The sequence below is a fragment of the Mesorhizobium sp. CA10 genome, from assembly GCF_020165285.1.
In the GTDB taxonomy this organism is placed as follows: domain Bacteria; phylum Pseudomonadota; class Alphaproteobacteria; order Rhizobiales; family Rhizobiaceae; genus Mesorhizobium.
In genome coordinates, this window is record NZ_JAIUHV010000006.1 from 197,598 (window position 1) to 216,218 (window position 18,621).

At 64.3% G+C, this 18,621-nt stretch carries 15 protein-coding genes; 14 read left to right on the forward strand and 1 reads right to left on the reverse strand.

Annotated features, from left to right (window positions below):
* Window positions 1-62 precede the first annotated feature (62 nt).
* The 6 genes from LB535_RS15370 to LB535_RS15395 all read left to right on the forward strand — a co-directional run bounded on the left by LB535_RS15370 (window position 63) and on the right by LB535_RS15395 (window position 6,533).
* Complete coding sequence (locus LB535_RS15370; protein WP_140844144.1) at window positions 63-1,544, forward strand: ABC transporter substrate-binding protein; 1,482 nt, start codon at window positions 63-65, stop codon at window positions 1,542-1,544.
* Between the two features lie 77 nt (window positions 1,545-1,621).
* Entirely contained in the window at window positions 1,622-2,581 is a 960-nt protein-coding gene (locus LB535_RS15375) for a carbohydrate ABC transporter permease (RefSeq protein ID WP_224545039.1), read from the forward strand.
* Entirely contained in the window at window positions 2,578-3,468 is an 891-nt protein-coding gene (locus tag LB535_RS15380; protein WP_224545038.1) for a carbohydrate ABC transporter permease, read from the forward strand. Before LB535_RS15375 ends, LB535_RS15380 begins: the two co-directional genes overlap by 4 nt.
* Window positions 3,469-3,480: 12 nt before the next feature.
* On the forward strand, window positions 3,481-4,578 hold the full coding sequence (locus LB535_RS15385) for an ABC transporter ATP-binding protein (protein WP_224632809.1): 1,098 nt from the start codon (window positions 3,481-3,483) through the stop codon (window positions 4,576-4,578).
* Window positions 4,579-4,607: 29 nt separating this feature from the next.
* A complete protein-coding gene (locus tag LB535_RS15390; RefSeq protein ID WP_224545036.1) occupies window positions 4,608-5,771 on the forward strand; it encodes a mandelate racemase/muconate lactonizing enzyme family protein in 1,164 nt (387 codons plus the stop codon).
* Window positions 5,772-5,795: 24 nt separating this feature from the next.
* Window positions 5,796-6,533, forward strand: a complete 738-nt coding sequence (locus tag LB535_RS15395) for a ribonuclease activity regulator RraA (protein ID WP_224523595.1) — start codon at window positions 5,796-5,798, stop codon at window positions 6,531-6,533.
* A gap of 83 nt (window positions 6,534-6,616) precedes the next feature.
* Here LB535_RS15395 and tssH read toward each other — a convergent pair whose 3' ends face one another.
* Window positions 6,617-9,454 carry a type VI secretion system ATPase TssH gene (gene tssH / locus LB535_RS15400; RefSeq protein ID WP_224632810.1) on the reverse strand — a complete coding sequence of 946 codons (2,838 nt, stop codon included), beginning with the start codon at window positions 9,452-9,454 and terminating at the stop codon, window positions 6,617-6,619.
* Window positions 9,455-9,787: 333 nt separating this feature from the next.
* Here tssH and tssA point away from each other — a divergent pair, with 333 nt between their 5' ends.
* From tssA to tagH, 8 genes are read left to right on the forward strand one after another with little or no spacing between them, the layout of a single operon-like run.
* On the forward strand, window positions 9,788-10,960 hold the full coding sequence (gene tssA, locus LB535_RS15405) for a type VI secretion system protein TssA (protein ID WP_224603289.1): 1,173 nt from the start codon (window positions 9,788-9,790) through the stop codon (window positions 10,958-10,960).
* A gap of 6 nt (window positions 10,961-10,966) precedes the next feature.
* Window positions 10,967-11,503, forward strand: coding sequence for a type VI secretion system contractile sheath small subunit (gene tssB / locus LB535_RS15410; RefSeq protein WP_224632811.1), 537 nt, complete (start codon window positions 10,967-10,969; stop codon window positions 11,501-11,503).
* A 3-nt stretch (window positions 11,504-11,506) separates the two neighbouring features.
* Window positions 11,507-13,012 (forward strand): type VI secretion system contractile sheath large subunit, encoded by a 1,506-nt coding sequence (gene tssC, locus LB535_RS15415; RefSeq protein ID WP_224632812.1) that lies wholly within the window; start codon window positions 11,507-11,509, stop codon window positions 13,010-13,012.
* Between the two features lie 45 nt (window positions 13,013-13,057).
* Window positions 13,058-13,534, forward strand: coding sequence for an Hcp family type VI secretion system effector (locus LB535_RS15420; protein ID WP_095765810.1), 477 nt, complete (start codon window positions 13,058-13,060; stop codon window positions 13,532-13,534).
* Window positions 13,521-14,273: a type VI secretion system baseplate subunit TssE gene (tssE, locus tag LB535_RS15425; RefSeq protein WP_095765811.1), complete on the forward strand. Its 753-nt coding sequence runs from the start codon at window positions 13,521-13,523 to the stop codon at window positions 14,271-14,273. Before LB535_RS15420 ends, tssE begins: the two co-directional genes overlap by 14 nt.
* A 1-nt stretch (window position 14,274) precedes the next feature.
* The gene (tssF, locus tag LB535_RS15430; RefSeq protein WP_224632813.1) at window positions 14,275-16,149 is read left to right on the forward strand and encodes a type VI secretion system baseplate subunit TssF; all 1,875 of its coding nucleotides are present in this window, start codon (window positions 14,275-14,277) and stop codon (window positions 16,147-16,149) included.
* Window positions 16,113-17,177: a type VI secretion system baseplate subunit TssG gene (tssG, locus tag LB535_RS15435; protein WP_224632814.1), complete on the forward strand. Its 1,065-nt coding sequence runs from the start codon at window positions 16,113-16,115 to the stop codon at window positions 17,175-17,177. The genes tssF and tssG overlap by 37 nt, the downstream gene beginning before the upstream one ends.
* A complete protein-coding gene (gene tagH / locus LB535_RS15440; protein ID WP_224632815.1) occupies window positions 17,177-18,619 on the forward strand; it encodes a type VI secretion system-associated FHA domain protein TagH in 1,443 nt (480 codons plus the stop codon). The genes tssG and tagH overlap by 1 nt, the downstream gene beginning before the upstream one ends.
* Window positions 18,620-18,621: the final 2 nt, after the last annotated feature.

An 18,621-nucleotide genomic window follows, 5' to 3' on the forward strand; every position in this document is an offset into this window, starting at 1 on the left:
AACGAGCAACGACCGCTTGCCTCGACGCAGAGCGGCACGGGAGAGAAACCTGGAGGATACCTATGACGAGGATTACGCTCGGCGGTGCCGTCCTGCGCGGCACTGTCTCCACTGCGTTAATGGCATCGTTGATGGCCGCGCCGGCGCTGGGCGCGCCGCCGGTCGACCTGAGCAAGTGGTCGCCGGAATATGTGCGCTCCATTGCGGGCACGCAGGATTTTGACACTGCGGGCGATTGCGCCAAAGTCACCCCGCTCGACTACAAGGGGCGACTGACGTTCTGGTACCAGGGCGTGTTCGAGGGCGACCCGGACCTTTTGCGCCAGTACTACAAGGATTTCTTCGCGACCTTCCGCAAGACCTATCCGAACATCCAGCTCGAGGAACAAGCCCTCACCTACAACGACCTTCTCGACAAGTTCCGCACGGCGCTGCTCGGCAACGCAGCGCCAATGGCGGTCCGCCTGCAAATCCTGGGCGGCACCGAGTTCGCCTCGAAGGGCTATCTGCAGCCGCTCAAGCCAGAGGATGTGGGGTATTCGACCGAGGACTTCTGGCCCGGCGCCATGAAGGCCGTCACCTGGGACGGCGTGACCTACGGAATTCCGACCAACAACGAGACGATGGCGTTCATCTGGAACGCCGACATTTTCAAGCGCGCGGGCCTCGATCCGAACAAGCCCCCGGCCACCTGGGACGACGTCGTCAAATATTCCAAGCAAATCCACGACAAGCTCGGCATTGCGGGCTACGGCCTGGTGGCGCGCAAGAATGCCGGCAATACGCCTTACCGCTTCATGCCGCAGCTGTGGGCCTATGGCGGCGGCGTCTTCGACGAGGCTACCCCCAACCCCACTTACAAGCAGATCGAGCTCGACAGCCCGCAGAGCAAGGCGGCGCTGCAAGCCTCCTACGACATGTATGTTCGCGACAAATCGGTTCCGGTCTCGGCGCTCACCAACCAGCAAGCCGACAACCAGCCCCTGTTTCTCGCCGGCCAGCTCGGCATGATGATCTCGCATCCGTCCGACTACAACGTCATGCTCGACCTGCAGAAGAAGGCGACGGGCACCGACAAAGACAAGGCACAGACCGTCATCGACAACATGCGCTATGGCCTCATTCCGACCGGCCCCGACGGCAAGCGCGCCGTCGTGTTCGGCGGCTCGAACATCCACATCCTGAAGCCCGAATATGTCGAGGGGGGCAAGGTGGACGAGCCGGCCGCAAAGGCCATCATCTGCATGTGGACGAGCCCGGAATGGTCGCTGAAGATGGCCTATGCCGGCTCGAACCCAGGCAACCTCAACGGCTTCAAGACCAAATGGATGAAGGAACGTCTGGACAACATCAAGTTCCTCGACGTCACGACCTCGATGCTGCCATACGGCATCCCGTTCCCGGCGCTGCCGCAGTCGCCCGAAATCATGAACATCATCATCCCGGACATGCTGCAGAATGCCCTGACCGGAGCGATGACCGTCGATCAGGCGGCGGAGGACGCGGCCAAGAAGGTAAAAGACCTGATGGGAGGCGGGCTCTAATCCGGGCCTGACCGACGATCCGATCGGCTGCGCCGCGAGCGCAGCCGATACTTCCCCATGAACAAGGGCGCGCTACAGTGACGATCGCGACCGGCAAGGCCGAGGCTCGCCGCAGATTGCAACCCGCCGGGTCCGGCGTGCTCCGCAGTATCTGGGAGCATCGCGCCGACTACGCGTATGTGCTTCCCGCGATCGCCGTAATGCTCATCGTCATCGCCTATCCGATCTACTACACAATCGAGCTGTCCTTCTTCAACACCCCGCCCGGCCTGCAGCTCCGCGACAAGATCTTCGTCGGCATCAACAACTACACGGCCATCCTCACAAGCGAGGTGTTCTGGAAGGTCACCTGGAACACGCTTATCTGGACAGCGGCCTCCACTTTCATTTCCTTCGTCCTTGGCTTTTGCGCCGCGCTGGCGCTCCACCGCGACTTTGTCGGCCGCGGTATCCTGCGCGCCATCCTGATCATTCCCTGGGTCATCAGCGCGGTCGCCGCTTCCTATATCTGGAAGTGGATCTACCATTCGGATTTCGGGGTCATCGGCGCGGTTCTGGTTGGCCTCGGATTGGCCGGAGGGCCGCCGAATTTCATCGACAATGTCAGCACGGTGCTGCCTTCCCTGATCGTCGTCAATATCTGGCGCGAGTTTCCGTTTGCCATGATCATGATGATGGCCGGCCTGCAGACGGTTCCCGACCAGTTGCTGCGCGCGGCGACAGTCGACGGGGCCAACGCATGGCAGCGCTTCTGGCACGTCACCTTCCCGCATTTGAGAAACGTCTCGACGGTGACGATCCTGCTGCTCGCCGTAGCCAACTTCAACTCCTTCATCATCCCATGGATCATGACCGGCGGCGGGCCGTCCAACGCGTCGCATATCTGGATCACCCACATTTATGAACTTGCCTTCGGCCGGCAGCGCTGGGGCGTGGCGTCGGCCTATTCGGTGCTGCTGTTCTTCATCCTGATGACACTCGGCTATTTCTATGTCCGTGCGCTGAGCGGCAACGAGCGGAAGGATGGGAGCGCATGAGCACGATTGCCGAGACAGCCCCTCGAGACCAGGCCCGTCGCCGCATGCGAATCGACGGATGGCGGTGGGGCGGCCGCATATTCCTGGTGTTCATGCTGCTTTACACCGCCTTGCCGATGATCTGGATGCTGCTGACCTCGATCAAGTCCGGCTTCGCGGCGATGCAATTTCCGCCGCAATGGTGGCCGGATCAGCCTACCCTTGCCAGCTACCAGAAGCTGCTCGATCCGCAGAACAGCGTCGGCCAGGATTTCCTGCGCTTCTTCTGGAACAGCCTTTACGTTTCCACTGCCACGACCATCCTTTCGGTGATCGTGGCGGTTCCCGCGGCTTACGCGTTTTCGCGCTTTACCTTCCCGGGCCGAAACTTCCTGTTCTTCGCAGTGCTGCTCCGAAACATGTTCCCGGCGGTGATCTTTCTCGTGCCGCTGTTCATCCTGATGCGTGCGCTCGGGCTGGTGAACACGCATGGTTCGCTCATCCTCACCTATCTGACCTTCGGCTTGCCGCTGGCGATCTGGCTGCTCAAGGGCTTTTACGACAATATCCCGGTGCAGCTCGAGCAGGCGGCACGCATCGACGGCGCCACACGGTTCCAAGCCTTCATCCTGATCGTGATGCCGCTCTCGACGCCAGGGATCATCGCCACCGCGATCTATTCCTTCATCGGCGCCTGGAACGAGTACATCTACGCCTACACCTTCCTCTCGAAGAACGAACAGTTGACCCTGCCGGTCGGCATCCAGCGCTTCTTCTCGGAAAATACGACGGACTTTCCGGGCCTGATGGCGGCGAGCTTCATGATGAGCGTGCCCGTCGTCGTGCTGTTTCTTGTCCTGCAACGATACTTCGTACGCGCCCTGACGGAAGGCGCGGTCAAGCACTAGGAGTCGCTGCCGATGGCCCACGTGGTCCTCAAAGATCTCGTCAAGACCTATGGCGGCTTCAAAGCTGTCAACGACGTCTCGCTGACGGTCAATGACGGCGAGTTCGTCGCTCTCGTCGGCCCTTCAGGCTGCGGCAAGACAACCACGCTCAATCTCGTGGCGGGTCTGACCTCGGCAACATCGGGCGACATCGTCATCGGCGACCGCGTGGTCAACGGCCTAGACCCCAAGGACCGGGACATCGCGATGGTGTTCCAGAACTATGCTCTCTACCCGCAGAAATCGGTCTACAAGAACCTGGCCTTCCCGCTGCAGATGCGCAGGCTGCCCAAGGACGAGATCGACAGGAAGGTCAGGGAAGCGGCGCGCGTGCTCGATATGACGCAGTTGCTCGAGCGCAGGCCGCGCGAGCTTTCGGGTGGTCAGCAGCAGCGCGTGGCCCTGGGCCGCGCCCTCGTTCGAGATCCGGCGGTGTTCCTGATGGACGAGCCGCTCTCCAATCTCGATGCGAAGCTGCGCGTGCAGATGCGGTCCGAGATAAAGCGGTTCCACCAGGACCTGAAGGCGACGATCATCTACGTGACGCACGACCAGCTCGAGGCCGTGACCATGGCGGACAGGATGGCGGTGATGAACGGCGGCTATCTGCAGCAATATGATTCGCCGGCGCAGGTTTTCGCCCATCCCGTGAACATGTTCGTCGCGAGCTTCGTGGGCAGCCCGGCGATGAGCCTTATTCCGCTCGAGGCATCGACGGCGAACGGCGGCACGGTGTTGACCAGCGCGGAGGGCTGGAGCCTTGAGCTGTCGCCGCCCAATGCGCGGAAGGTCGCGACAGCAACAAGCCGGAAAGTCGTGCTCGGCGCGCGACATTCGACGATCAAGTTGCACAAGAGTTCTGTCCCCGGCACCATTCCGGCCAAGGCCTATACGGTGGAACCGACCGGAGACGTGACATTCGTTCAGGCCTTCCTGTCCGGCGCCATCGTCAATGTCAGCGTGCCGCCGAGCATTGCCGTCGCGCCCGACGAGCGGATCTGGCTCGAGTTCGACCAGGAGCGGATGCATCTGTTCGACAGTGAAACCGAAATGGCCCTCAGGGCCGATTGACGCGGCGAACGCGTGTGGACGTGGCGCGAATGACGACGAAACTTAAGATCACCGCGATCAAGCCCTACCCAGTGTGGGTGGGAACGCGCAACCAGATGCTTGTCAAGGTCGAGACCGATCAGGACATCTTCGGCTGGGGCGAGAGCGGCTTGAGCGGCCGCGAGAAGGCCGTGGCCGGCGCCGTCGAGCATTATCGCGAGTTCCTCGTCGGCCGCGACGCCATGCAGATCGGCCGGATCTGGCAGGAGCTTTATCGCAGCCAGTATTTCGAGGGCGGGCGGGTTCTGCAGGCGGCGATTTCCGCCATCGACATCGCCCTTCACGACATCAAGGGCAAGGCGCTGGGAGTGCCAGTCTACGAACTGCTCGGCGGCAAGCAGCGCGACCGCATCCCCACCTTCGCCTCGACCGGAGACGAGGCCGAGGGCGATGCTGCCATCGAACGCGCCCATGAATTGTGCGCGCAGGGATGGCAGGCAATCCGCTTCTTTCCCTCCGGCCAGAACAGCAAGGACATCTTCGAGCCGCGCGAGTCAATCGGCGCTACGGCGAGCATGCTGAACAAGGCGCGTGAGGCGCTGGGCGAGGATGTGGTGCTCGGCATCGACTACCATCATCGGCTGTCGGTGGCGGAGGCGGCGAGCTTCTGCAACAAGCTCGGCCGCGGCGTGCTCGATTTCCTCGAGGAGCCGATACGCGACGAGACGCCAGAGGCCTACGAGTCCCTGCGCAGGATGACCGACATCCCCTTTGCCATCGGCGAGGAATTTGCCAGCAAGTGGCAGTTCCTGCCCTACATCGAGCGCGGCATTCATCAGTTCAACCGGCTCGATGTCTGCAATGTCGGCGGGCTCACCGAGGCGATGAAGGTCGCCGGCTGGAGCGAGGCGCATTATGTGGACCTGATGCCGCACAATCCGCTCGGTCCGGTGTGCACCGCCGCGACCGTGCATCTGGCCGCCGCCGTGCCCAACTTCGCCTGGCTCGAAACCAGGGCGCCCGAAAGGAAGCTGGGCTTCGACAGTTCCGACTTCTTCCCCGTGCAGCCGCGGCTCGACGGGACCGATTATCCGGTCGGCGATCTGCCGGGGCTCGGCGTCGAGGTCAATGAGAAGGCGATCAAGGCGCAGAGTTTCCGCTTCTGGGAAGCGCCGCATCTCAAACGCCGCGACGGTTCTGTCACCAACTGGTAGTTCCAACTCATCCGGAGTTCGACAATGACGCATATTTCCGACATCACGCGTCCGCCCAAGGACCTGATCGACGCGCTGAAAGAGATCGGCGCCGCGACGGTTGCCGGCACGCTCGGTCACATGGGCTTCCGCAGTCCGCATATGGTCGGCCCGGTGGCCCAGAACCATGGGAAGTCGATCGTCGGGCCGGCGCTGACGCTGCAATTCCTGCCGCAACGGCCGGACCTGTTCGACGAGGGAGAATATACCGATCCGGAAACGCAACTGCACCGGCATGTGCTCTATCATGCGCAGGAGGGCGACGTGGTCGTGGTCGACGCCCGCGGCGACATGAGCTCGGGCGTCTTCGGCGATATGATGTCGACCTATTTCAAGGGCAGAGGTGGCGCCGGCATCGTCATCGATGGATGCATGCGCGACCGGCCCAATGTCGAAAAGCTCGATCTGCCGCTATGGCTGCGCGGCTGGACGCCAAACTATCATGTGCAGACCAGCATCTATCCCAATGCGGTCAACGTCCCGATTGCTTGCGGCGGCGTGACGGTGATCCCCGGCGACATCATCGTCGCCGACGATGACGGCGCGGTGGTGGTTCCCGTCGCAATGGCCGCCAAGGTCATCGAGGAGGCTCAGAAACACCACGATTGGGAAGAGTTTTCACGCGAGAAGCTGATGCAGGGCGCTCCGTTGCAACGCTACTATCCGCTGCACGACGATGCCCGCGCAGAGTATGAGGAATGGCGCAGGTCAAGACGCCTTTAAGTTGGCAAGCGGGCCTCCCGGCCCGGCGGCGCAAGGCATCGACCATCCGGTCGCGCAAAGGCGGCTTCCCTCGCTATGAAGGCCTATTCGAACGAATAGGTAAATCCTTCCGGCGACGCGCCGACGATGACTTTCGCCATCTTCTTGCCCTCGAGCGAGCGGTTGAGGACGCCGCGGCTGAGTTCCGGCAGCAGCGTGTTGGTGAGGATGGCGTCGATCATGCGGCCGCCGGATTCGATCTCCGTGCAGCGCGCCTTGACCAGGTCCATGACGCCGTCGCCGATCACCAGCTCGGCATCGTTGGTATCCTTGAGGCGCTTGGCGATCTTGCCGAACTGGTGACGGGCGATCGCCTCGATCATGGAATCCGACAACGGGTAATAGGGTATCGTGACGACGCGGCCTAGGAAGGCGGCCGGGAAGACCTTCAGCAGCGGGGCGCGCAGCGCGGTATCGAGATCGTCGATGCCGGTCCGCACCGTGCCGTTCTTCGTGCGATCCATGATGACGTCGGATCCGACATTCGAGGTGAGCAGGATCAGCGTGTTCTTGAAGTCGATGCGGCGACCTTCGCTGTCGTCCATCATGCCCTTGTCGAAGACCTGGAAGAAGATCTCGTGCACGTCGGGATGCGCCTTCTCGACCTCGTCGAGCAGGATCACCGAATAGGGTTTTCTGCGCACCGCCTCAGTCAGGATGCCGCCCTTGCCGTAGCCGACATAGCCGGGCGGCGCGCCCTTGAGCGTAGAGACAGTATGCGCTTCCTGGAACTCCGACATGTTGATCGAGATCAGGTTCTGCTCGCCGCCGTAAAGCGTTTCGGCAAGCGCCAGCGCGGTCTCGGTCTTGCCGACGCCGGAGGGGCCGCAAAGCAGGAAGACGCCGACCGGTTTTTCCGGCGCGCCGAGGCCGGCGCGGCTGGTCTGCACGCGCCGGGCGATCATCTCCATCGCGTGATCCTGGCCGACGACGCGCTCGGACAGGGTCGCGGCGAGCTTGAGCGCCTTTTCGGTCTGGCTGGAGAGCATGCGTCCGGTCGGGATGCCGGTCCAGTCCTGCACCACGGCGGCGACCGCATTGCGGTCGACCGAGGGCAGGATGAGCGGCGTCTCGCCTTGCGCCGCGGCAAGATCGGCCATCAGCTCGCGCAATCGCGCGAGATTGGCAGCGGCTTCGTCTGCCGGCTCGGCGGACACCGCTTCGGCCCTCGCAGCCTTGGCGTTCGTGGCCTCGGCCTTCTTGGTCTCGGCAGCCTTGCCGTCGCCAATCTTGCTCTCGCCGATCTTGCTCTCGGGAGCCCTTTGCTCTGGCGCCTTCGCCGCGCCTTCCGCGCTCTCTGCCTCCGCAGCGGCCCCTTCGTCCGGCGCCGCATCGAGCGGCACGCCCTCGCCGCGCAATTTTGCGCGCAGGTCGAGAATCTCGGCCACCAAGGCCTTTTCCCGGTCCCAGCGCGTCCGGGCGGCGGCCAAAGCGGTCTCGGTTTCCGCCAGCCCGGCGTCGACACGGGCCTGCCGGTCGGCGACGTCGATGCCGATCGCGGCTTCGCGGCCAATGATGCCGCTCTCGACCTCGAGTGCCTGGCGGCGGCGCAGGATGTCCTCGACCTCGGCTGGCGTCGCATGCTGCGAGACCGCGACGCGCGCGCAGGCGGTGTCGAGCAGGCTGACCGCCTTGTCCGGCAATTGCCTGGCCGGGATATAGCGGTGCGAGAGCGAGACGGCGGCCTCGATCGCCTCGTCCAGGACCTGCACCTTGTGGTGCTGCTCCAGCACGCCGGCAACGCCGCGCAACATCAGCACGGCCACCGCTTCCGAGGGCTCATCGATCTTGACCACCTGGAAACGGCGGGTGAGCGCCGGATCCTTCTCGATGTGCTGCTTGTACTCGGCCCAGGTCGTGGCCGCGATGGTGCGAAGCTCCCCGCGCGCCAATGCCGGTTTCAGGAGATTGGCGGCATCGCCGGTCCCGGCCGCGCCGCCGGCGCCGATCAGCGTATGCGCCTCGTCGATGAACAGGATGATCGGCACCTCTGAGGCTTGGACCTCGTCGATGACCGCCTTCAGCCGCTTCTCGAACTCGCCCTTGACGCTGGCGCCGGCCTGCATCAGCCCGACATCGAGCATGCGCACGCTGACATTCTGCAGCGTCGGCGGCACGTCGCCCTGGGCGATGCGGAGCGCAAAACCCTCGACGACCGCGGTTTTGCCGACGCCGGCCTCGCCAGTCAGGATCGGGTTGTTTTGCCGACGGCGCATGAGGATATCGACGATCTGCCTTATTTCCGGGTCGCGGCCGACGACAGGGTCGATCTTGCCGTCGCGGGCGCGCTGGGTGAGGTCGGTGGCGTATTTCGCCAGCGCCGAATCCCCGCCCGGACCGCGCTTCATCGGCGTTTCGGCAGCGTGCTCGGCGGGCGGTGAGCCGGCCTCGAGCGAGCCTTCGGTGACGTCGGCGAAGCGGGAGATAACCCCATCGGCGTCGATCTTGTCGAATTCGGCGCTGATCTTGGAGACCAGGCCTTCCAGCACCGGCGTCTTCAGGCAGGCAAGCAGGATATGGGCGCTGCGCACCTCCTCGACGCCGAACTCCAGCGTCGCAAGGTTCCATCCTTCCTGGATGGCGTGGAAGATGTGGTCGGAGAATTCCTCCACCGAGGTGGCGCCGTAGGGCAGCTTGTCGATGGCTCGGGTCATGTCGGCCGTCAGCCGGCTGGCATCCAGCCCGGCGTCGGCGATGATCATCTGCACATCCGAGCGCTCTGACAGCACCAACTGCTGGATGAAATGGACAAGCTCGACATAAGGATTGCCGCGCAGCTTGGCCGTGTCGGCCGCGGCCTTGAAGGCGCGCACCCCGGTGGCGTTCAGCTTGGCGACCAGTTCCTTACGCTTGAAGCTCTGCGATGACCGGCGCTGTTCCATCGAACCTGCTCCCGCAACCTGCCGACCGTACCCTGCCATATAAGCGGCTGCTTGACAAAGCCGCATGGCGGATAAGGTTTTTTGAATCTATCCGGGCGGCACCGCCCGGTTACACAAGCCTTGCAAACTCGTGGCCAACAAACACGATTGCTGCCCGGGCTATGCGAGCCATTTCACATACCGGGTCCGGCAATCGCGCAATGGGTTTCGCCGAAGAGAACGGTCGCGTTTAGCTTCCGTTAGTTTTTGCGCAGGTGCTCAATTGTCGTCGCGCGAAGCCGGTGATAACGTTACGTTACATAGGGGTCTCAGGGCCGCTGGCTGGGGGTTGGTGTGATTGATCTCGCACTCTGGCTGAATCCTCTGAACGGTGAGAATCCGTCGGGAGAGGACTTGCGCAACGACCCGGCCTTTCATGAGCTGGAGCGCCTGGCCGAGCCTCAGCTCAAAGTTGTCCATGACGGTAACAGCAAGCCCACCTCGCAACCCAGTCCTGTCGACTGGGCGGCGGTGCTCGAAAAGGCCGAAGAGTTGCGCGCCCGCGGCCGGGACCTGCGCCTGCTGGTCATCGTCGCGCGGGCCTTGGCCAACGAGGAAGGGCTGGCCGGCCTCGCCCAGGGCCTGACTCTGATCGCGCGAACCTTTGAGCAGTATTGGGACACCATGCACCCGTCGCTGCGGACAGGCGCGCCGCGCGATGCTGCCTTGCGGCGCATCAACGCGCTGCTCGATCTGCAGAACGGCCAGGAAGGCTTGCTGGCGAACCTCAGGCAGATGGCCTTCTTCTCCCCGCGCGCGATCGGACCGATCAGCGGCCGGGACCTCGAACAGGCTGCGCTCGACGAACGCGTCATGCTCCAGGAAGCGGCCTCTGGCCTTGGGGCCGCCGAAAAGGCGGCGCTGACAAGCGCCCACAATCAGCTGTTGAACCGCGTTCGCACCGGATGCGCGGCGCAAATCGATCAAGCAGCGGATGTGATGACCTCGCTGCTCGCCGACGCGCGGGCCGCGATCGCTGCCCTCGACGCGGTGGACGCCGCGCTCAACGCCCGCATCGACGGCCATGGCGCCACTATCCCGGAATTGAAGAAGTTCCTGCAGCGTTTGCTGACGACGCTGGAGCGGAATTCCGGTGCCGGCGCCACGGCGAATGGTGCCGCGAAGGCCGCTCCGCAGGCGGCGGCGGAACCAGCAATGCCCGCCCGCAACGGTCATGGAGCCGAGACGATGGCAAGTGTGACAAGCGCCGTGGAAGCGAGCACCGGTCTGCCGGACCGCATCAACTCGCGCGACGAGGTCGTCAAATGCCTCGACCTCGTGGTCGCCTTCTACGACCGCACCGAGCCGTCCAGCCCCATCCCGCATCTCGCCCGGCGCGTGCGCCGGATGGTGCACATGGATTTCGTGGAACTGATGGAAGATCTCGCCCCGTCGGGGCTGAAGGAGTTCCGGCTGCTTGCCGGCGTTCCCGATCCCAAGAAGCCGGCCCAGAAGGATGAAAGGTAGAAAAGCATGCCAGCAGAGAGCAAAGCGAAGGTCATCGAAAGAAACCGCGCGCCGCGCGTGCAGATCGCCTACGACGTCGAAACCTACGGCAGCCCTACGACGATCGAACTGCCGTTCGTCATGGCCGTGATGGCCGATCTTGCCGGCGCGTCGCAGACCAAGGAAGCGTCGAAGTCGGTGCTTGACCGCAACTTCGTCGAAACCGACGCCAACCGCTTCCCCAAGTTCATGGAAGCGATGGGGCCGCGCGTGAAGGCGCGGGTGAAGAACACGCTGCCGCAGGCCGAGGGCCAGGAGCGTGAGGAAGAGCTCATGGTCGATCTCACCTTCTCCAAGATGGGCGACTTCGCGCCCGACAAGATCGCCGAGCAGGTCCCGCAACTGGCCGAAATCCTGAAGATGCGCCGTCAGCTCGAGGAGCTGCTGGGCTTCATGGACGGCCGCGTCGACGCCGAAAAACGCATCGCGCAGCTTTTGAACAACGAGCCGCTGCTGAGCAAGATCGCCAGCCAGGCGGTGGATGACGGCAAGGGCGAGGAGTAAGTCATGGCCGAACAGCAGAAGACCGCAGCCGCCACCGCCGAGGCGGAAGCCATCGATCTCGGCGAATTCAGCGGACTCCTTGAAAAGGATTTCAAGGTCAAGAAGGACGACAGCGAGAAGCTGCAGCAACTGGTGCGCAACCTGGCTTTGGCCGCACAGTCGCGCTCCGAGACCACAACCATCTCTTCCAATGCGATCAAGTCGATCAAGTCGCTGATCGCCGGCATCGACAAGATGCTGACGACGCAGGTCAACGAGATCCTGCATGCGCCGGAAGTGCGCGAAATGGAAGGCACGTGGCGCGGCCTCTGGTACCTGATCAACAACACCGAGACGGATACCAAGCTGAAGATTCGGGTGATGAACATCTCCAAGGAGCAGCTGGCCGACACGCTCGAGGATTATGAAGGCCAGATGTGGGACCAGAGCCCGATCTTCAAGAAGGTCTACACGGACGAATATTCGATGCTGGGCGGCGAGCCGATCGGCTGCATCATCGGCGCCTACGAGTTCTCCAACCATCCGCGCGACGTCGGCCTGCTGCGCAACATTTCCGGCGTCTGCGCCTCGGCGCACACGCCGTTCATCGCGGCCGCCTCGCCGCGGCTGTTCCGCATGGACAGCTGGCAGGAACTGCCGAACCCGCAGGACCTGCAGATGATCGTGAACAACCCGGCCTATGCCTCGTGGCAGTCGCTGCGCGAAAGCGAGGACGCCCGCTATATCGGGCTCACCATGCCGCGCGTGCTGGCGCGCTTGCCCTACGGCTCGGAAACCGTTCCGGTGAAGGGCTTCACCTTCGAGGAGGAAGTGGGCGGCGACCATAACAAATATGTCTGGATGAACGCCGCCTTCCCGATGGGAGTCAATATCAACCGCAGCCACAAGCTCTATGGCTGGGGCACGCAGATCCGCGGCGTCGAAAACGGCGGCACGGTGCTGAACCTGCCGGTGCACGCCTTCCCGACCGACGACGGCTCGATCGCGATGAAATGCCCGACCGAGGTGGCCATCGACGACCGGCGCGAGGCGGAACTGGCGAAACTCGGCCTGATGCCGATCCTGCACCGCAAGAATACCGACCTGGCGGCCTTCATCGGCGCGCATTCGCTGCAGGACGACGAGACGCGCGCCGGACGTCTGGTCGATCCCGACGCTCAGGCGAACGAACGGCTGAGCGCCAACCTGCCCTACCTCTTCCCGGTCTCGCGCTTCGCGCACTACCTGAAGGCGATCGCGCGCGACAAGATCGGCTCGTTCAAGGAACGCACCGACATGGAGACCTGGTTGACCGAATGGATCAACCGGTATGTGCTGGCCAATCCAGCCTTTGCCGATGACAAGGCGCGCGCCAAGCGCCCGCTCGCCGCGGCCGAGGTCCAGGTCGACAGCGTCGAGGGCCGGCCCGGTTACTACAATGCCCGTTTCTATCTGCGTCCGCACTACCAGCTGGAAGGCATCAACGCCTCGCTCCGGCTGGTATCGGAACTGCCGTCGGTGAAGGGCTGAAATCGTTAAGCAAAGTCATCTTGTTTGTAGCGGTGGAGAAAGACAATGCCAGAGAGAACCGATGCGCCTTCGACGAAGATCGACGGCTTCCTGAAAGTCCCGGACATCAAAGGCCCGAGCAAGCGCGACGGCCATGAAGACGAAATCGAGATCCATGGCGTCGACTATAAGATGATCGCGCCCTACGACCCGAATTCGCTCTCGCGGCGCGGCCGCGTGTCGATGGGTATGATCAAATTCATCAAGCACTACGACAAGTCGTCGCCCTATCTGAAGAAGGCACTGTTCGAGAACAAGGCGCTCGACGAGGTGGTGTTCTCGGCACGCCGCACCATCGACGGCGAGACCAGCGACTATCTGGTGGTGACGCTCACCGACGCCTCGATCATGGAATACGACATGCGGCAGGCGCACGACGAACCAGACCTGATCGAGGAAGAGGTCAGCTTCGCCTACAAGAAAATCAAGTTCGTCTACGACAAGGACGACGAGATCGAAATGGACGTCTATGTCGGCAAGTGAGGCCAAGCGGCCGGCCGCGAAGGCGCAGCTCGCCGGCAGCTCTCGGGCAAAGCGCGAGGCGGTCCAGCCCTCCCTCTGGGACCGCCTTGTCAACGATTTGCCCGGGCTGACGTCGGAGATCGATGGGCTGCGCCGCCTGCTGGATGAAGAACTCGGCGCCGAGCGCGTCGAGGCCCTTCTTGCCGGCAGCGCCCGCGTCATCGATGCCGATGCGGAATTGACGCCCGAGCAGAAACGGCGACTGCACAGGCTGGTCTTCCAGACCGAGCACCGCACCGAGATCGAAAGCCGCGGCGTGGTGGTGTCGGCGCGCGTGCTCAGGGAAGCGGTCCGGCGCGATATCGAGGCCCTGTTCAACACAGAGCGTTTCGAGTCCGTCCCGATGCTTTCCGACGCCGAGCATGAACAGCCCTTGGACGAATTGCCGCCGCTTGCCGATTTTCCGGAGGTGCGGCGCAGCGTCGTCAATTACGGCGTGCCGTCCTTTTCGGGCCGTTCGTCGCGGGATTTCGACCGCGATACTTTAGCGCGCGAAATCCGTGCGGTGCTCGCCACTTTTGAGCCGCGCCTCAAGGAAAGCGCCACGACCGTCAACGTCACGCTTGGCGACAAGACCGTCGGTCTCAAGATCGAGATCGACGCCGTGCTGATCATGACGCCGACGCCGGAACGCATGCGGCTGCGCACCACGATCAATCTCGACAACGGCCTTGCGCGAACCGAATTCCGGGAGACCTGAGATGGATCGGGTCTTCGTGGAGTATTACGAAGAGGAACTGACCCATATCCGCGCGCTGGCCGCGGAATTCGCCGACATGCATCCGGCGGTGGCCCGCAACCTTTCCCTCGATACCGTCCCCTGCCCCGATCCCTATGTCGAACGGCTGCTCGACGGCGTGGCCTTTCTTGCCGCGCGCACGCGGCTGAAGGTCGACGCCGAGCGCTCGCGCTTCTCGCGCGCCGTGCTCGACGTGCTCTATCCCGACCTTGTGACGCCGGCGCCGGCGACGGCGATGGCCGTGCTGAAACCTGGACAGCAGGTGCAATCGATGATCGCCGGCCATGCCGTGGCGCGCGGCACGCGGCTGGTTTCCGGCCTTCATCCTGGGCTCTCGACGCGCTCAACCTTCACCACCGCGCAAGAGGTGACGCTGTGGCCGATCGCGATCAATTCGGTCAGCTATTTCCAGGACCGCAGCGCACTCGCCGCCGCCGGCATCGCGCCGGTCGGCGGCGTGCGCGGCGAAGCGGCATTCCGCATCGCGCTTACCCGGACCGGAAAGGGCAAGCTCAGCGAATTGTCGCTCGACCGCCTCGATCTCTATTTCGCCGGACGCGCCAAGGCGCCGCTCATATTCGACGCGATCTTCGGCGCCTGTTCGGCCGTCGGCGGGCGGGCGGAAGGCAAGACCAATCCGCTCACCGCGCTGCCCGAGCCAGAAATGGTCGGGATCCACGACGATGAAGCGCTGATGCCGCGCACGCGGCCGACCTTCGAGGGATACCGGCTGCTGCGCGAATATTTCATGATCCCCGAACGCTTCCACTATGTGCGCGTCGCCGGCCTGCAGCCGGTGGTGCGCAAATGCGATGAGGGAATGGAGATCGTCCTCCTGTTCCGGCGTCCCGTGCCGGAGCTCGCCGATGTGACAGCGGCCGATTTCGAGCTGTTCGCGACGCCGATCATCAATCTGTTCGAACGCGAGTGCAACGTCATCGAGATCGATCCGCGCCGGACGCGCCAGGTGCTGCACGCCGACCGCACCCGGGCGCGCGATTTCGAGATCTTCCGGGTCACTCGGGTGGAAGACGCCGATGCCGAAGGCAGCGAGGCGACCATCCCCGAACTGTTCAGCCTGGGGCAGAACCGCGGCAGCGGCTGGGTCTATTCGGCCGAGCGGCGCCCGCGGCGGGCCACGGAGGATGAACGGCGCGAGGGCCTGACCCGCACCTCCTACACTGGCGACGATGTCTTTATCGCAGTCTCGCGTCCGGCCGGCAGCCAGCCGAACCGGCCGCTCAAGCGGCTCGACGTGATGGCGCTCTGCACCAACCGCGACCTGCCGATCCTGGACGATACGCCGTCGCTGACGCTGGAGACCGCCGACCCGGTGGAAGCGGTACGCCTGCTCGGCGCGCTGCGACCGCCGCAGCCGGCGATCCCGGCGGCGCTGCCGGCCGGCGCCGAAGGCGAATCCCGCGCCGACAATCTCGCCTGGCGGCTGGTGGCGCAGCTCTCGCTCAATTTCCTGAGCCTCGCCAAGGAAGGCCGCGGCGTCGATCCGCTGCACGCCTTGCTCGACCTCTATGCCGATCGCGGCGATCCTAGCCTTGCCCGCAACGTGCATTCGATCACCCGGATCGATTCGCGGCCGGTGATCGAGCGGCTCAAGATCGACGGGCCGATGTGTTTCGGACGCGGCACCGAGGTGACCCTGCATGTCGATCAGTCGGTTCTGGCGGGCCAGAGCACGCTGCTGCTTTCGGCCCTGCTGGCGCGGCTGTTCGCCCGCCATGCCGGGATAAACGGTTTCGTGCGGACGCGTACGCGGCTGCTGCAGAAGCAGGAGGATGTGCCATGGCCGATGACGCCCGGCAATCGCTACCTGATCTAGCGCAGCCCGCCCCAGCCGAGGCCGAGGCGCTGTCGGAGAGCTTCGACTTCTTCGAGCTGCTGCGCCGCCTGGAGCAGCGGCGCGGACTGTTCGGTCATTCCGGAACCGCCGACCGCGAGCCGGCAAGGCTCGGGCAGCATGTGCGCTTGAGCTTCTCGGCCAGGGACGTGATCAAATTCCAGGATGCCAGGGACAACGCTCCGGCGCGGGTGACGATCGCCAATCTCGGCCTGCTCGGGCCGGAAGGGCCGATGCCGCTGCATCTGACGCGCTGGGTGCTCGACCGGCTGTCGCAGCGCTGGTTCAGCGGCGCCGACGCCGAGCAGACCAGCGACACGACCTTCGTCGACTTCGTCAACATCCTGCAGCATCGCATGATCGCGCTCTACTACCGCGCATGGGCCGATGCGCATCCGGCGGTGCAGGTCGAACGTTCGGTCGGCGGGCGCGTGCGCGCCATGCTGGAGGCCATGGCTGGCATCGGCCTTCCCGGCACGCAGGATTCCGAACTCGATGCGGTGCGGCTGCGCCAGGCCGGATCGCTGGCCAACCAGGTCGACGGCGCGGAGCGGCTGACGCTTTTTCTCGCCACGGCCTTCAAGGTGCCGGTTGAAATCAAGGAATTCGTCGCCGCCTGGATCACCATTCCCACGGCGCTGCAGAGCCGCGTCGGCAAGGCCTATGCGGCGCTCGGCGGCGGGGCAACGATCGGCCCGCGCGTCTTCAGCCGGCAGAGCCGGATCGAATTGCGCGTCGGCCCGCTGAGCCTCGACGACTTCAAATCGTTCCTGCCTGGAGAACGGCGCCTTGCCCTGTTCAAGAAGGCAGTGCGCGACATGATCGGCGAGGCGCTGGACGTCGATCTCAGGGTCGTGCTCGCGCGCGAGGCGGTACCCGCGCCGAAGATGGGAACCATCCAGCTCGGCCGTACCTCCTGGCTTTCGCGCCCTGCCGAAAAGGGCGACGCCGACGATCTCAGGCTGCGCACCATCGTCGGCTGGCGACCGGACATGGCGGAGGCAGCCTGATGAGCCTGCTGCTGACGCTGGAACAAGGCCCGCGCTCTCAGGTGGTCAGACAGGCCCGGCTGGACGAAGGCGAGCTGGTGATCGGCCGCAGCGCCGATGCCGGCTGGCAGATCGACGATCCGGACATGTTCGTCTCACGCGCGCACTGCAAGATCAGCGGCGGCCGCGACGGCTATTACGTCACCGACACGTCGAGCAGCGGACTGTTCATCGACGATTCCGACAACCCGCTCGGCACCGGCAGGTCGACGCGCCTGCAAAGCGGCATGCGGCTGCGCATGGGCGACTATGTGCTCCATGTCGAGGTGCAGCCCGGGGCCGGCCACACGTCGTTCGGTCAGGCGCCGATCGCCAATGCCGCGCCGGCGTGGTCGTCACAATCGCGGACGCCAGCCAGCATCGGCGGCGACGACTTCTTCTCGGCCAAGGTCGAGGAAGAGCCGCAGCGGCCGCGCCCGGCCGGGCTACCCGATCCGTTCGAGCAGCCTGTGCCCGGGGCCTACGATCGCGCCTCGAACCAGCGCAGCTCGCCCGCCTTCGACGATCCGTTCAGCCTTGATCCAGTGGCGACGCCGGCCTCGAACGGCGAGCCCGCCGTCAGCCGGTCGGACCCGTTCGGCTTCGGTGATATGCCTTCGCGCAACGATATGCCCGAGCCCGCGCCGAAACCGGCCGGCTTCGACGATTTCAGCTTCGGGCCGGCCGCGGCGCGCGATTCCGGCAACAGTGCCGATCCAGCCGATCGCGTCGAAAGGGCCGCAGAGAAGGCGAAGGCCGCCCGTCCGCGGGAGATGCCGGTGCAGGCCGAAGCGTCAGCGCCGCCGCCGCGCCGTGTTCCTAAACCGTCACGCCCGATGTCACCGGCGCCCAGCGACATGGCGCTGCGCGCCGCGTTCCTGCGCGGCATGGGCGTCGAGGAGGCCGATTTCCCCGGACGCGACCCGGTCGCCGAAATGGAGAAATTCGGGCGCGAATACCGGCTGATGCTCGACGGCCTGATGCAGCTCCTGCGCAAGCGCGCCGAGGAGAAGGGAAGCGCGCGCGTCGCCCAGACCATGGTCGGCGCCTCCGAGGTCAACCCGCTCAAGTTCCTGCCGACGGTCGAGGATGTCATCGTCACCATCATCGCGGAACGCAGTCCCGGCTTTCTCTCCGGCGAGGCGGCGATCGGCGACGCGGTGAAGGACCTCGCGCAGCATCACGTGCGCGCCTGGCGCGGCGTGCAGGCGGCGCTTCGGCGCATGATCGACCGCTTCGATCCGGCCGCGATCGAGGAAGAGCTCAAGTCCAATTCGGCGATCGGCAATCTGCTTGCCGGCGGGCGCAATGCCAAGCTGTGGGAGCTTTACCAGAAACGCCATCGCGACATCGCCCAGAGCGCGGAATCGAGCTTCCTGGGCGAGATCGGCGCAGATTTCAGGGACGCATACGAAGAGGAGTAGGG